Origin of the sequence: Streptomyces sp. Ag109_O5-1 (assembly GCF_003814875.1) — a bacterium.
In the GTDB taxonomy this organism is placed as follows: domain Bacteria; phylum Actinomycetota; class Actinomycetes; order Streptomycetales; family Streptomycetaceae; genus Streptomyces; species Streptomyces sasae.
The window spans coordinates 9340553-9354328 of sequence record NZ_RKQF01000001.1; the positions used below are offsets into that span (position 1 = coordinate 9340553).

At 71.1% G+C, this 13776-nt stretch carries 14 protein-coding genes and 1 pseudogene; 8 read left to right on the top strand and 7 right to left on the bottom strand.

Annotation, left to right across the window (positions count from 1 at the left end):
* Positions 1–208: 208 nt before the first annotated feature.
* Positions 209–1549 (top strand): transcriptional regulator, encoded by a 1341-nt coding sequence (locus EDD90_RS42535; protein ID WP_123978409.1) that lies wholly within the window; start codon positions 209–211, stop codon positions 1547–1549.
* A gap of 67 nt (positions 1550–1616) precedes the next feature.
* Entirely contained in the window at positions 1617–2153 is a 537-nt protein-coding gene (locus EDD90_RS42540) for an NUDIX hydrolase (protein ID WP_123978410.1), read from the top strand.
* Here the strand turns inward: EDD90_RS42540 and EDD90_RS42545 are convergent.
* Positions 2150–2407, bottom strand: coding sequence for a hypothetical protein (locus EDD90_RS42545; RefSeq protein ID WP_123978411.1), 258 nt, complete (start codon positions 2405–2407; stop codon positions 2150–2152). The genes EDD90_RS42540 and EDD90_RS42545 overlap by 4 nt on opposite strands.
* A 265-nt stretch (positions 2408–2672) precedes the next feature.
* Here EDD90_RS42545 and EDD90_RS42550 point away from each other — a divergent pair, with 265 nt between their 5' ends.
* Entirely contained in the window at positions 2673–4163 is a 1491-nt protein-coding gene (locus EDD90_RS42550) for an FGGY-family carbohydrate kinase (protein WP_123978412.1), read from the top strand.
* A gap of 156 nt (positions 4164–4319) precedes the next feature.
* Here EDD90_RS42550 and EDD90_RS42555 read toward each other — a convergent pair whose 3' ends face one another.
* Entirely contained in the window at positions 4320–5177 is an 858-nt protein-coding gene (locus EDD90_RS42555) for a 3-hydroxybutyryl-CoA dehydrogenase (RefSeq protein ID WP_123978413.1), read from the bottom strand.
* A 186-nt stretch (positions 5178–5363) separates the two neighbouring features.
* Here EDD90_RS42555 and EDD90_RS42560 point away from each other — a divergent pair, with 186 nt between their 5' ends.
* A complete protein-coding gene (locus tag EDD90_RS42560) occupies positions 5364–6593 on the top strand; it encodes a glycoside hydrolase family 10 protein (RefSeq protein WP_123978414.1) in 1230 nt (409 codons plus the stop codon).
* 33 nt (positions 6594–6626) lie between these two features.
* Here EDD90_RS42560 and EDD90_RS42565 read toward each other — a convergent pair whose 3' ends face one another.
* Positions 6627–6827: a DUF1918 domain-containing protein gene (locus EDD90_RS42565; RefSeq protein WP_123978415.1), complete on the bottom strand. Its 201-nt coding sequence runs from the start codon at positions 6825–6827 to the stop codon at positions 6627–6629.
* 13 nt (positions 6828–6840) lie between these two features.
* Complete coding sequence (locus EDD90_RS42570; protein WP_123978416.1) at positions 6841–7782, bottom strand: DMT family transporter; 942 nt, start codon at positions 7780–7782, stop codon at positions 6841–6843.
* Between EDD90_RS42570 and EDD90_RS42575 the strand changes: the two genes are divergently transcribed.
* The 3 genes from EDD90_RS42575 to EDD90_RS42585 all read left to right on the top strand — a co-directional run bounded on the left by EDD90_RS42575 (position 7781) and on the right by EDD90_RS42585 (position 10426).
* On the top strand, positions 7781–9226 hold the full coding sequence (locus tag EDD90_RS42575; RefSeq protein WP_123978417.1) for a PLP-dependent aminotransferase family protein: 1446 nt from the start codon (positions 7781–7783) through the stop codon (positions 9224–9226). The genes EDD90_RS42570 and EDD90_RS42575 overlap by 2 nt on opposite strands.
* Positions 9227–9269: 43 nt before the next feature.
* Positions 9270–9716, top strand: a complete 447-nt coding sequence (locus EDD90_RS42580; RefSeq protein ID WP_123978418.1) for a GNAT family N-acetyltransferase — start codon at positions 9270–9272, stop codon at positions 9714–9716.
* 116 nt (positions 9717–9832) lie between these two features.
* Positions 9833–10426, top strand: a complete 594-nt coding sequence (locus tag EDD90_RS42585; RefSeq protein ID WP_123978419.1) for a histidine phosphatase family protein — start codon at positions 9833–9835, stop codon at positions 10424–10426.
* A 109-nt stretch (positions 10427–10535) separates the two neighbouring features.
* On the opposite strand, the gene EDD90_RS42590 is transcribed toward EDD90_RS42585, so the two are convergent.
* Together EDD90_RS42590 and EDD90_RS42595 are read right to left on the bottom strand one after the other, a co-directional pair.
* Complete coding sequence (locus tag EDD90_RS42590) at positions 10536–10982, bottom strand: DUF6314 family protein (RefSeq protein ID WP_123982229.1); 447 nt, start codon at positions 10980–10982, stop codon at positions 10536–10538.
* A gap of 2 nt (positions 10983–10984) precedes the next feature.
* Positions 10985–11248, bottom strand: a complete 264-nt coding sequence (locus tag EDD90_RS42595) for a hypothetical protein (protein ID WP_123978420.1) — start codon at positions 11246–11248, stop codon at positions 10985–10987.
* An 87-nt stretch (positions 11249–11335) separates the two neighbouring features.
* On the opposite strand from EDD90_RS42595, the pseudogene EDD90_RS42600 reads away from it, so the two are divergent.
* A pseudogene (locus EDD90_RS42600) lies at positions 11336–13284 on the top strand (alpha-L-arabinofuranosidase C-terminal domain-containing protein); the annotation flags it as partial.
* Here EDD90_RS42600 and EDD90_RS42605 read toward each other — a convergent pair.
* A complete protein-coding gene (locus tag EDD90_RS42605; RefSeq protein ID WP_123978421.1) occupies positions 13271–13705 on the bottom strand; it encodes a carboxymuconolactone decarboxylase family protein in 435 nt (144 codons plus the stop codon). The pseudogene EDD90_RS42600 and the gene EDD90_RS42605 sit on opposite strands and share 14 nt — an antisense overlap.
* Between the last annotated feature and the right edge of the window lie 71 nt (positions 13706–13776).

Below are 13776 nucleotides of genomic sequence, written 5' to 3' on the forward strand. Positions count from 1 at the left end.
CCATCCGTCGGCCAGGCCAACGGCCAGGCCACCGCACTGTACGAGGGGGAGCCGGCGGCCCGGCCGGCCTCTTGCGAGGCAGTTCAGTCAACCGGTACGACACTCTCCGCGACAGTGCGCGCACGCTACGGATTCGCGCACTCCGTTCACACCCCGTGTGAATACGGACGCACTACGCTGACGGCACCAGGCCACTCGGGGGGCATCCATGCAGCCCAACTCACTGCTCGACGCGATCCTGGACGAGGCGGGGATCTCGCACGCCGGTCTCGCCGCCCATGTCAACCAGGCGGGCCGGGCGCGTGGGCTCGCGCTCCGTTACGAACACACCGCCGTCGCGCGGTGGTTGAAGGGGCAGCGGCCGAGAGGCCAGGTGCCGGACCTGATCTGCGAGGTGCTGGCCGGCCGGCTGCACCGCCCCGTGACCCTCGACGACATCGGCCTCGGCGTCCCCGGCGAGCCCAGCGTCCCGCACGCAACCTCGCTCTCCGGATTCGTCGAACGGGCCACCGCCCTGTGGCGGTCCGACGAACAACAGCGCCCGCACATACTCGGCGCCCCCGCCGTCACCGGCACGCCCGCGGTAATGCCGGTGTGGGAGTGGGAGAACCCCCCGGAGGACGTCGACGTCTCGCGCGGCGGGCGGCACCGGGTCACCCATGCAGACCTGGAGATGCTGCGCTCCGCCCGCGCCCACTACGAGCAGATGTACCGCAAGGCCGGCGGCATGGCGACCCGCACCAGGATCGTCGGCTTCCTGAACGCCGAGGCGGCCCCACTGCTGCGCGGCAGCTACACGGATGCCACGGGGCGTCAACTGCACCGCGCGACCGGCGGGTTGGTGGCGATCGCGGGTATCTGCGCCTACGACTCCGACGCCCACGGCCTCGCCCAGCGCTACTTCCACCAGGCACTGCGGCTGGCAAAGGCGAGCGGTGACCGGGGACTCGGCGCCTACGTCATCGCGCTGCTCGTCAACCAGGCGCTGTTCATGAGGGAGTACCGGCAGGCCGTCGCTTTCGCGGAGGCCGCGCTGCGCGCCGCGGGCAAGCACATCACCCCCGCCCTCGCCTCCGACCTCTACGCGATGCAGGCCAAGGCGTATGCCCACCTCGGCGACGGCACGAGCGCGCTGTCCTGCATCCGGCGGGCCGAGACGGCCGCCGAACGCATCCGGCGCGGCCACGAACCCGACGAGACCGGCTATGTCCAACCCGGACTGGTCAATGTGCAGGTGGCCGAGGCGCTGCTAAGCCTCGGTGAGATCGCCGCCGCCCGGGAGCATGCCGCGGCCGCCGTCGACAACCCGGCCCACGACCGGGGGCGGGTGCACCGGCTCGCCATGCTCAGCACCATCGAACTGCGCCAGGGAAACGCGGACAACGCGGTGGCCACGGCCGTGCAGATGGCCGAACAGGCCCGCGGAATGGAGTCCCAGCGTCTGCGCGACAGACTCCGCGCGGTACGCGAGCACCTGGTGCGCAGCGGTGGTGCCGGAACCGCCGAAGCCGCCGAACTCATCGACGGCGCACTGCGCGTACCGCTGTAGAGGCCCGGTAGGCCTGAGGAGTCCCTACTGCGATATTGCCACTTACTCGGCGGAAGGTGGCAGAACCGTGCAGTGGACGAAACAGAACGAACAAACTGTGTATGAAAACCGCTGGTTCAGCGTCAATCTCGCAGATGTCGAGCTGCCGGACGGCCGGCATCTCGACCACTTCCTGATACGGCTGCGGCCCGTGGCCGTGGCGACGGTGGTCAACGAGGCCAATGAGGTACTCCTCCTGTGGCGCCACCGTTTCATCACCGACAGCTGGGGGTGGGAACTGGCCGCGGGGGTCGTCGAGGACGGCGAGGACATCGCGTACGCGGCCGCCAGGGAACTGGAGGAGGAGACCGGCTGGCGGCCGGGGACCCTGCACCATCTCATGACCGTGGAGCCGTCCAACGGCCTCACCGACGCCCGGCACCACATCTACTGGTCCGACGAGGGCGAGTACGTCGGACACCCCGTGGACGACTTCGAGTCGGACCGCCGGGAGTGGGTACCCCTCAAGCTCGTCCCGGACATGATCGCCCGTGGGGAGGTCCCGGCCGCCAACATGGCGGCCGCGTTACTCCTGTTGCATCACATGCGGCTCACTGATGATTAGTGGGCCAGCGCCTGCCAGACGGTGACGACCAGGGCGCCCAGTGCGGTGAGCGCGGAGATCGAGGGCAGGGGCCAGCGAGCGTGCTCCAGCGAGGCAAGTCGGGTGTTCAGGTCGTCCAGTTCCTTGGCCGTCTCCTTGGTGCGATGGCTGAGCAGGTTCAGTCCTCCCTCGACCTGGGCGTAGGCCACATCGAGGCGACGACGTAACTCTGCGAGTTCTCCTTGGACCACGGGATGCTCTGGTTCGGTGGCCACGGGTCCGCTCCTTTGCGTAGTCGAAGATGTCGTTCCGCATCCCATTGCATGCGCATGATGAGTGAACTCGCCTGGTGAACGCGTGGGGAGAGTGTGCGAAGGGCATATGCGTGCCCGGCGCGCACACGGTGTGTGAAAAACCCGGGCCCGGCACCGATGATGGTGCCGGGCCCGTGGGGCATCGCTCCCTGTAACCAAGTACGGCGCAGCCGTCGGACGGCGAGTGCCGGCCGACCCCCCGCACCCTTCCGACCCGAGGAACCTCATGACCCTGCTGCTCGGCATCGACATCGGCACCTCCGGCTCCAAGGGCGTGCTCACCCGCCCCGACGGCGAGCTCGTCGCCCAGGCCGTGCGCGACCACCGCACCTCCAGCCCGCGGCCCGGCTGGGTGGAGCACGACGCGGAGGCCGTCTGGTGGCAGGACTTCCGGGAGCTGGCCGGCGAGTTGCTGGCCCGCGCACCGCACGGCGAGCGGCCGGCCGCGGTCGGGGTCAGCGGTATCGGCCCCTGCCTGCTGCCCACGGACGCCTCCGGCACCCCGCTGCGGCCGGCCGTCCTGTACGGCGTCGACACCCGGGCCGGGCAGGAGATCGCCGAGCAGACCGCCCGCTACGGCGCCGAGGAGGTGCTGTCCCGCTGCGGGTCACCGCTGACCAGTCAGGCGATCGGTCCCAAACTCGCCTGGCTGCGCCGCCACGAGCCGGACGTCTACGCCCGCACCCGGCGCTGGTTCATGGCGAGCTCCTACCTCGCCCACCGACTCACCGGCGCCTATGTCCTGGACCATCACTCGGCCAGCCAGTGCACCCCGCTGTACGACCTGCGCGAGCAGGCGTGGATCGAGGACCGGTGCGAGGAGATCGCCCCCGGACCGGAGTGGCCGCGGCTGGTCCAGCCCGCCGAGGTGGTCGGCACCGTCACCGCGGGGGCCGCCGCCCAGACCGGACTCCCGGTAGGCGTCCCGGTGGTCGCCGGCACGGTGGACGCCTGGGCCGAGGCCACCGCGGTCGGCGTCCGCAGCCCCGGGGACGTCATGCTGATGTACGGCACCACCATGTTCCTGGTGAACGTCACGGCCGACGTGGTGAGCAGCCCGCGGCTGTGGGGCACCGCGGGCGCCTTCCCCGGCACGTACTGCCTGGCCGCCGGGATGGCCACCTCGGGAGCGGTCACCGGCTGGCTGCGCGACCTCACCGGGGTCCCGTACGAGACCCTGACGGCCGAGGCGGCCGAGGTGCCGCCCGGCGCGCAGGGCCTGCTGATGCTGCCGTACTTCGCCGGGGAGCGCACCCCGCTGTTCGACCCGGACGCCCGGGGCCTGCTGCACGGTCTGACGCTGCGGCATCAGCGCGGCCACCTGTACCGGGCCGCGCTGGAGGGCACCGCCTTCGGGGTACGGCACAACCTCGCCGCCATGGCCGAGGCGGGCGGCGACCTCCGCCGGCTGGTCGCCGTGGGCGGCGGCGCCCGCACCCTGTGGACCCGGATCGTCTCCGACGTCACCGGCAGGCCGCAGGAACTGCCGCGCCACACCATCGGCGCGGCGTACGGCGACACGTTCTTCGCCGCGCTGGGCGCGGGGCTGGCCGGCCCCGACGACATCGACGACTGGAACCCGACCGTGGCCGTGGTGGAGCCGGCCCCCGAGGCCGGTGCGGTCTACGACGAGCTCTACCGGCTCTACCTGGACCTCTACCCGGCGACCCGCGAGGCGGCGCACGCCCTGGCGGCCCGCCAGCGGGCGGACTCCTGACGGATCGGATGACGGATCGGACCGGCTGATCCCGACCGCTCGCGTACACGCGCGCTCACGTACACACGCCGAGGGGGCCCGGACCATCGGACGGGCCCCCTCGGTCTCTGCCAGACGCCGGAACAGGGCGGTTCGGCGGTGTCGCCGGACCCGCCGCTAGTACGTGTAGAAGCCCGAGCCGGTCTTCCGCCCCAGCCGGCCCGCCTCGACCATGCGCTGGAGCAGCGGGGGAGCGGCGTACAGCGGCTCCTTGTACTCGGCGTACATGCTGTTCGCGATCGACACGATGGTGTCCAGGCCGATCAGGTCGGACAGCCGCAGCGGGCCCATCGGGTGGGCGCAGCCCATCTCCATGCCGTTGTCGATGTCCTCGCGGCCCGCGATACCGGACTCGAACATCCGGATGGCGGAGAGCAGATACGGCACCAGCAGCGCGTTGACCACGAAGCCGGAGCGGTCCTGGGCGCGGATCGCGTGCTTGCCGAGCACCTTCTCGGCGAACAGCTGGGCGCGGCTGAGGGTGCCCTCGGAGGTGGTGAGCGCCGGGATCAGCTCGACCAGCTTCTGCACCGGGGCCGGGTTGAAGAAGTGGATGCCGATCACGTGGTCGGGGCGGGAGGTCGCGACGGCCAGCTTCACCAGCGGGATCGAGGAGGTGTTGGAGGCCAGGATGGCGTCCGGGCGGGTCATCACCTGGTCGAGCACCTGGAAGATCTCCGTCTTCACCTGCTCGTTCTCCACGACGGCCTCGATCACCAGGTCGCGGTCGGCGAACTCGCCGAGGTCCGTGGTGAAGCTCAGCCGCGCCAGCGTGGCGTCCCGCTCCTCCTCGCTGATCTTGCCGCGCTCGGCGGCCTTGCCCAGGGAGTTGAACAGCCGGGTACGGCCGATCTCCAGTGCCTCGCCGGTGGTCTCGGCGACCTTCACGTCCAGTCCGGCGCGGGCGCACACCTCGGCGATGCCCGCTCCCATCTGGCCGCAGCCCACGACTCCGACCTTCTCGATGTCGGTCACATCGTCCCCTTCGCTGATCTACGGGCGGCCGGCAGGACCTCCGGATCCGGTGCCTGCTCCGTTCGTGCACGTTACCCGTAAGTATCGATGATCGATCGTCCGGGTGGGGCATCCTGCCCGCGGACGAAGATCCGCCAGGGTGCGGATCCCCCTACCGGATCCCCCCGAGCGTAAGAGGGTCTCACGATGGCAGGAGTGTCTCGCAGGGCATTCGCGTTGGCCGCGCTGTCGACGCTGACGCTGGTCACGCCGGGCGCGGCGGCCGTACGGGGACGCCCCCGCCGGGCGGCCACGGAGATGCGGGGCATGTGGCTGGCGACCGTCTCCAACCGTGACTGGCCCTCCCGTACCGGTCTCACCGCTTCGGACCAGCGCAAGGAGCTGACCGCCCTCCTCGACAAGGCGGTCGACCACCGGCTGAACGCCGTGATGTTCCAGGTACGGCCCACCGCCGACGCGTTCTGGCCCTCGCCGTTCGAGCCCTGGTCCGAGTACCTCACGGGCACCCAGGGCGGGGACCCCGGCTGGGACCCGCTGGGCGTGGCCGTCGAGGAGGCCCATGCCAGGGGTCTGCAACTGCATGCCTGGTTCAACCCGTACCGGATCGCCAACAACACCGACCCCGGCAGGCTGGTCGCCACCCACCCCGCCCGCACGCACCCGGACTGGGTGGTGCCGTACGGCGGCAAGCTCTACTACAACCCGGGCATCCCGGCGGTCCGCGCCTTCGTGGAGCAGGCGATCCTGGACGCGGTCGCCAAGTACCCCCTGGACGCCGTCCACTTCGACGACTACTTCTACCCGTACCCGATGGCCGGCCAGACCTTCGACGACGACGACGCCTACGACACCCACGGCGGCGACTTCTCGTCGCGGGCGGCCTGGCGGCGGGACAACATCGACAAGCTGGTGACCGAGACCGCCGCCGGGATCAAGGAGCTGCGGCCCGGGACCCGGTTCGGGATCAGCCCGTTCGCGGTGTGGCGCAACGCCGGCACCGACTCCCGGGGCTCCGACACCAAGGCGGGCGTCGAGACGTACGACGACCTGTACGCGGACACCCGGACATGGGTGCAGGAGAACTGGATCGACTACATCGTCCCGCAGGCGTACTGGCAGATCGGCAACACGGCCGCCGACTACGCCAAGGTCGTCGACTGGTGGGCGGGCGTGGCCAAGGACACCGGGACCCGGCTCTACATCGGCGAGGCCCTCTACCAGGCGGGGGCCGCCGACGCGCCCTCGGCCTGGCAGGACCCGGCCGAGCTCTCCCGGCATCTGACCCTGGCCGACCGGTATCCGCAGGTCGGCGGGCATGTGTACTTCGCGGCCAAGGAGGTGGCCGCCGATCCGATCGGGGCGCTCTCGCGGGTGGTCGCCGACCACTACCAGCAGCCGGCGCTTCCGCCGGGCTGACCTGCGTGCGGCCGGCGACCTGGTCGCCGCGGCCTAACGTTGCGGATGGGTCTCCCGGTGCTTGACCTGGCAGTCGGGGCCGGGGGACATGATGGCCTCGTGGCCGTCCTCGAAGCGGACCCGGTAGGGCGGGGTGCCCTCCGGTCCCAGCACCTTGACGATGGTCGAGACATGGTCGTGCTGACCGACCACCCTGCCGTGCTGGACAAGCTGGTCGCCCTCGGATGCACGCATCTCCAGGGCCTCCTCACGATCGCGATCGTTGGGTGACGGCGATGCACACGAGCACTGCGGCGGCCGTGAGTGGAGCGGCCGCGGAGAGGTGCTCGCCCAGCAGCAGCACCGACCACACCAGTGTGAGCAGCGGCTGGGCCAACTGCAACTGGCTGGCCTTCGGAATGCCGACGGCCGCCATGCCCCGGTACCAGACCACCAGGCCGAGGAACTGCGAGCCCGCCGCCACCCACAGCACACCGAGCACGCCGTGCACGTTCCAGACGACCGGCTCGTACGACAGCGCGACCACCGCGGCCGGCACGGTCAGCGGCAGACAGAACACCAGCGCCCAGCCGATGACCTGCCAGCCCGGCATGATCCGGGCCAGCCGGCCGCCCTCGGTGTAGCCGGCCGCGCACACCACGAGCGCCGCGAACAGGTAGCCGTCGGCCGCCGTGAGTGCCCCGCCGCTCTGCGCGACCGTGAACGTCAGTACGGCCGCCGCACCGGCCAGGGCGGCCGCCCAGAAGGTGCGGGAGGGCCGGATGCCCATGCGCAGGGCGGAGAAGAGGGCGGTGGTGAGGGGGAGGAGGCCCACGACCACGGCCGCGTGCGAGGTGGTGGAGGTCTGCAGGGCGAGCGTGGTCAGCATCGGGAAGCCCAGCACGACCCCGGCCGCGACGACGGCCAGCCCCGCCCAGTGCCGGCGCTCGGGCAGCCGTACCCGAAGAGCCAGGAGGCAGGTGCCCGCCATGGCCGCCGCGAGCACACTGCGCACGGCCACCAGCGACCAGGGGCCGAAGCCCTGCAGGCCCCAGGCCGTGGCAGGGAAGGTGAGGGAGAAGGCGACGACACCGAGCGCGGCCTGCAGGGTGCCGAGCCGCTGGGAGGCGGGAACGGCGCCGCCGGGATCCGCCGGGGAGGTGCTGACCGCTATCGAACTCGAACCGGTAGCGCTACTCTGTACTCTCATGCAAGAGCGTAGCAGCGTCCTTGAACTGGCGGAAAAACTGAGGCGAGACCTCGACCGCTACTCACCCGGAGGAAAGCTCCCATCGAGCCGGGCGCTCGTAGAGCGGTTCCGGGTGAGCCCGGTGACCGTCTCCCGGGCGCTGGCCCAGCTGGTCGCCGAGGGCCTGGTCGTCACCCGGCCCGGCGCCGGTGCCTTCAAGGCCCGGCCGCGCACCACGGCCGAGCCCGCCGGGGACACCTCCTGGCAGGAGGTGGCGCTCAGCGCCGACGGCGCCCTCGACGTGGTGCCGCGCACGGTCGACGCGTCCGGGGTCACGGTGTGCCTCGCCGTCCCGCCGCCGGGTGTCCTGGAGCTCAGCGGCGGCTATCTGCACGCCTCCCTGGAGCCGGAGCGGGCGATGGCGGCGGCGCTGGCGCGGGCCGGCCGCCGTCCCGGCGCCTGGGGGCGGCCGCCCCTCGAAGGGCTGCCGGAGCTGCGCGAATGGTTCGCCCGCGAGATCGGCGGCGCGGTCACCGCGGCCGAGGTGCTGATCGCGAACGGCGGCCAGTCCGCCCTGGCCACCGCCCTGCGCGCACTCGCCCCGCCCGGCGCCCCGATCCTCGTCGAGTCCCCGACCTACCCCGGCATGCTCGCCATCGCCCGTGCCGCCGGCCTCCGCCCCGTCCCGGTCCCCGTCGACCCCGACGGGGTGAAACCGGAGCTGCTGGCCGACGCCTTCCGGGCCACCGGCGCCCGGGTGTTCGTCTGCCAGCCCCTCTTCCAGAACCCGACCGGCGCCGTCCTCGCCCCCGGCCGCCGCCCCGAAGTGCTCCGCATCGCCCGCGAGGCGGGCGCCTTCGTGATCGAGGACGACTACGTACGACGGCTGGTGCACGCCGACGCCGGACCGCTGCCCCGGCCGCTGGCCGCCGACGACCCCGACGGAGTCGTCGTCCACGTCGTCTCACTGACGAAGGCCACCTCGCCCAGCTTCCGGGTGAGCGCCCTGGCGGCCCGGGGCCCGGTCCTCGAACGCCTGCGCGCCATCCAGATCGTCGACACCTTCTTCGTCCCCCGGCCCCTCCAGGAGGCCGCCCTCGAACTCGTCGGCTCCCCGGCCTGGCCCCGCCATCTGCGCAACCTGTCGGCGGAGTTGAAGACCCGCCGCGACGCCCTGACCGGCGCCCTCGCCCACCGGCTCCCCGAACTCGCCCTCCCGCACATCCCCTCCGGCGGCTACCACCTCTGGGTGCGTCTCCCCGAAGGCATCGCCGACGCGACCCTGACCGCCGCCGCCCTCCGGGCGGGCGTCGCCATCACCCCGGGCCGCCCGTACTTCAGCGCCGAACCCCCGGCCGCCCACGTCCGTCTGAGCTTCGCGGCGGTCGCCGGGGCGGGGGAGATCACCGAGGGGGTACGACGGCTGCGGGCGGCCTGCGACGAGGTGCTGAGGACCGGACCGTGAAATCCGATCGACGCCGGTGCCCCCGACCGGTGAGGATCCCCGCATGAGCGATGCACCCGACCTCCCCGAGGGCTACGAATTCTCCGCCGACACCGACCGCGTGGACGTCGAGCGCGTCCACGGCTGGCTGTCGACCGACGCCTACTGGGCGACCGGCCGGCCACTGGAGCAGCAGCAAAGGGCGATGGCGGGTTCCCTGAACTTCGGGGTGTACGACACCGTCACCGGGGAGCAGGTGTCGTACGCGCGCGTGGTGACCGACCATGCGCTGTTCGCCTGGCTCGCCGACGTGTACGTCGACCCGTCGGTACGCGGCAAGGGCGTCGGCACGGCGATGGTCGGGGCGATCCGCGAGCACCTGCGGCCGACCGGGGTGCGGCGCGTGCTGCTGGCCACCAGCGACGCCCACGGCGTCTACGAGAAGGTCGGATTCGCCCCGCTCGAACACCCGGACATGTGGATGGCGCTCTACTACACGCCGCCCGCGTGACATTCCGGCCGACTTGTCGGACACCTCCTGACCTTTGAGTAACATTTCCTCCACCTTGGACGACTCATCACCCCATAGCCCTTGACCTGCGCACACGTGCGTCACACCATCGCCGCATGTCACTTCGGGTCACGTTCGTCGCAGCCGCGCGCAGCTCACCGCTGCTCGCGGAGCGCTTCGAGGACACCCGCCCGCTTGACCAGGCGGGCTGGCAGGAGGTGCAGCATGCCGCGGGTGAGCTGCTGCCCCTCGCGGCGGCTGAGCTGCGCTACTGCTCGCCGACGCCACGCAGCCGTTCGACCGGTGAGGGCCTGGGGTACGCCCCGCTGGTGCAGGTCGCTCTGCGCGACTGCGACATGGGCCGCTGGCGCGGGCTGACCCTCGGCGAGGCGATGGCCAGGGAGCCGGACCAGGTGGACGCCTGGCTGGCCGACCCGCGCGCCATCCCGCACGGCGGCGAGTCGCTGCTGGCGTTCATCTCCAGGGTCGGCGGCTGGCTCGACACCCGGCCGGTGGGCGACGGCGGCCGGATCGTCGCCGTGGCCGAGCCCTCGGTGATCCGCGCCGCCCTCGTCTACGCCCTCAAGGCACCGCCCTCGAGCTACTGGAACATCGACGTCCGCCCGCTGTCGACGACCACGGTGACGGGCATCGCCGGCCGCTGGAACCTCCGCTTCGACGCGGCGTCGGCACAGGCGTCGCGCACGTAGGCGCTCCGCTGGGTGCGCCGGGGCGTGTCCTGCCTCGTCCGCAGCGACGTCGTGGCTGGTCGCGCAGTTCCTCCCCCAGCCTTCGGCCGGGGGTGCCCCCAGCGCCCCTTCAGGGCGCCCCACGCACGTAGTCGGTCGTCAGGACCAGGTCCTTCGCCGGGCCGCCCACCCGCCACACCGTCCGCCAGTGGTCGGCGTCCCGGACCGTGAACTCGCCCCGGTAGAGGTCGGCCGCGCAGGGGTGGTCGGCGACATACCGCCCCGACGTCAGGTCCAGGTCGTGGAAGGGCCGCCCGTCGGCGAACCGCACGTCCGCCGTCCCCGGCCGCGCGCCGGGCAGGAAGCGCAGGGTGCGCTCGGCGGGCCGGGCCACGCCCTGCCAGATGAACGTCCCGGACTCCTCATGCAGCAGTCCGCCCCCGGTCAGCGGGCGGAACACCGTGGCGCCCTCGAAACGCCCCTCGTCCCCGCCCGCCAGATCACGCACGGTCCGCTCGACGCGCCACCGCCCGCTGAGATGGGTCAGTACATCAGGCACCGGCCAGAAGTCGTCCACGGTCACCCCTCCTCCGTGCGCGGGGAGCTGGTCGGCTGCTTCGGCCGGGGAGTCCCGGTCGGCGCCTTGCGCTCGGCCTGCTGCCTGATCTCGTAGTGCGAGGCATGACTGGTCGCCCGGAACGCCTCCTCGTACGCGGCCATCACCCCACCGAGCCCGCAGCCCGCGGCGCCCCGCCGCCGGATGTACCGCGCCAGCCAGGTCAGACATGCCAGGACGGCACCGAAACCGGCGAGCACGATCAGGTACGGCAGCGGCGTCTGCATCCCCAGACCCTACGCCCGCCCCATTGACGCGCTCATGCCCCCTACATATCTTGCCGTTCGAAGTGCTGACAGCTGTTCGATATTGCGAACGGCTGGGCCGAGTACCGGGCGACCTTCACCGCCTCCCGCACCAGCTCCACCGGCCGCCTCACCGTGGCCAGTTCGGACGCCGCCGCGCTCGACATGGTCTCCCTCTCCCGCGCGACACCTACAAGCACGAGCCGAACGGCCTGCGCAAGGACCTCGCCGAGAAGATCGCCGCCCTGCACCCGGGCTTCGTCCGCTTCCCCGGCGGCTGCCTGGTCAACACCGGCTCCATGCAGGACTACAGCGAGGCCTCCGGCTACCAGCGCAAGCGGTCGTACCAGTGGAAGGACACCGTCGGCCCGGTCGAGACCCGCGCCACCAACGCCAACTTCTGGGGTTACAACCAGAGTTACGGCCTCGGCTACTACGAGTACTTCCGCTTCGCCGAGGACATCGGCGCGATGCCGCTGCCCGTCGTACCGGCCCTCGTGACCGGCTGCGGCCAGAACAAGGCCATCGACGACGACGCGCTGCTCAAGCGGCACCTCCAGGACACCCTCGACCTCATCGAGTTCGCCAACGGGCCGGCGACCTCGACCTGGGGCAAGGTGCGCGCCGAGATGGGCCACCCCAAGCCCTTCCACCTCACCCATATCGAGGTCGGCAACGAGGAGAACCTGCCCACCGAGTTCTTCGCCCGCTTCACACAGTTCCGGACCGCCATCCAGGCGAAGTACCCGTACATGCAGGTGATCTCCAACTCCGGCCCGGACGACTCGGGTTCGACCTTCGACACGGCCTGGCAGCTCAACAAGGACGCCAAGGTCGACATGGTCGACGAGCACTACTACAACAGCCCGCAGTGGTTCCTGCAGAACAACGACCGCTACGACTCCTACGACAGGAACGGGCCGAAGGTCTTCGTCGGCGAGTACGCCTCCGGCGGCAACACCTTCAAGAACGGCCTCGCCGAGGCGGCCTACATGACCGGCCTCGAACGCAACGCGGACGTCGTGAAACTCGCCTCCTGCGCCCCGCTGTTCGCCAACGAGGACTACGTCCAGTGGCGCCCGGACCTGGTCTGGTTCAACAACCACGCCTCCTGGGGCTCCGCGAACTACGAGGTCCAGAAGCTGTTCATGAACAACGTCGGCGACCGGGTGGTCCCGAGCACGGCCACCACCACACCGAACGTCAGCGGCCCGATCTCCGGTGCCGTCGGCCTGTCGACCTGGAACACCAGCGCCGCCTACGACGACGTCAAGGTGACCGACGCCGACGGCAGCACACTGCCGAGCGACGACTTCTCCGGCGACGCCTCGCAGTGGACGCACACCGGCGGCGGCAGCTGGGCCGTCCAGGACGGCCAGTACGTCGAGACCTCCGACACCGCCGAGAACACCATGGTCCAGGCCGGCGACACCAACTGGCACGACTACGACCTGCATGTGAAGGCCACCAAGAAGTCCGGCAAGGAGGGCTTCCTCGTCGCCTTCGGCGTCAAGGACACGGGCAGCTACTACTGGTGGAACATCGGCGGCTGGAACAACACCCAGACCGCGGTCGAGCAGGCCGTCGACGGCGGCAAGTCGACACTGATCGCCAAGGCCGGGTCGGTCGAGACCGGCCGCGCCTACGACGTCGACATCAAGGTGCGGGGCCGGCAGGTCACCCTCTACCTCGACGGTCAGGAGTGGGGCAGCTTCGCCGACAACAAGCCGGCCGAGCCCTTCCGGCAGGTCGTCACCAAGGACGGGAAGACCGGTGATCTGATCGTCAAGGTCGTCAACGCCCAGTCCACGGCGGCCCGTACGGCCATCGACCTCGGCGACGCCGAGGTGGCGAAGAAGGCGCGGGTGACCACGCTCGCGGCGGCACAGGACGCGGTGAACACCGAGACGGCCACCGCGGTCGCCCCGGTCACGTCCACCCTCACCGGGGTCGCCGACAGGTTCACCTACACCTTCCCGGCGAACTCGGTCACCTTCCTGCGGATCAGGCAGAAGTAGTGTCCTGCGTGGGCTGCTGCCCGACCGGCAGCAGCCCACGCTCGGCGAACACCTTCTTGGCGACCAGGGTGGCGTTGAGTGCCTTGGGGAAACCGCAGTACCCGGCGGAGTGCAGCAGGGCCTCGACGATCTCCTCGGGGGTCAGGCCCACGTTGAGGGCCGCGTTGACGTGCACCTCCAGCTGCGGCTCGCAGCCGCCCAGCGCGGTGAGCATGCCCAGGGTCACCAACTGCCGGTCCCGGGGCGCGAGTCCGGGCCGGGAGTAGATCTCGCCGAAGCCCCAGGCGACGACCTGGTGGCCCAGCTCGGGGTTGATGTCGGCCAGCGAGTCGATGACCCGCTGCCCGACCTCGCCGTCGACCTTCCGCAGGACCTCCAGGCCGTGGGCGAAACGTTCTTCGCGCGTGGTGCTCTCGCTCATGTCAGCTCTTCCGTTCTCCTCGGATCCGGTCACGACCAGAAGAACGCTAGGAGTTGGAGCGCGCTCCAGGT

Bases quoted from the DNA above. Each gene is read 5' to 3' on its own strand.
- EDD90_RS42535 (WP_123978409.1), top strand. From the start codon at position 209: ATGCAGCCCAACTCACTGCTCGACGCGATCCTGGACGAGGCGGGGATC.
- EDD90_RS42550 (WP_123978412.1), top strand. From the start codon at position 2,673: ATGACCCTGCTGCTCGGCATCGACATCGGCACCTCCGGCTCCAAGGGC.
- EDD90_RS42560 (WP_123978414.1), top strand. From the start codon at position 5,364: ATGGCAGGAGTGTCTCGCAGGGCATTCGCGTTGGCCGCGCTGTCGACG.
- EDD90_RS42565 (WP_123978415.1), bottom strand. From the start codon at position 6,827: ATGCGTGCATCCGAGGGCGACCAGCTTGTCCAGCACGGCAGGGTGGTC.
- EDD90_RS42575 (WP_123978417.1), top strand. From the start codon at position 7,781: ATGCAAGAGCGTAGCAGCGTCCTTGAACTGGCGGAAAAACTGAGGCGA.
- EDD90_RS42570 (WP_123978416.1), bottom strand. From the start codon at position 7,782: ATGAGAGTACAGAGTAGCGCTACCGGTTCGAGTTCGATAGCGGTCAGC.
- EDD90_RS42580 (WP_123978418.1), top strand. From the start codon at position 9,270: ATGAGCGATGCACCCGACCTCCCCGAGGGCTACGAATTCTCCGCCGAC.
- EDD90_RS42585 (WP_123978419.1), top strand. From the start codon at position 9,833: ATGTCACTTCGGGTCACGTTCGTCGCAGCCGCGCGCAGCTCACCGCTG.
- EDD90_RS42595 (WP_123978420.1), bottom strand. From the start codon at position 11,248: ATGCAGACGCCGCTGCCGTACCTGATCGTGCTCGCCGGTTTCGGTGCC.
- EDD90_RS42605 (WP_123978421.1), bottom strand. From the start codon at position 13,705: ATGAGCGAGAGCACCACGCGCGAAGAACGTTTCGCCCACGGCCTGGAG.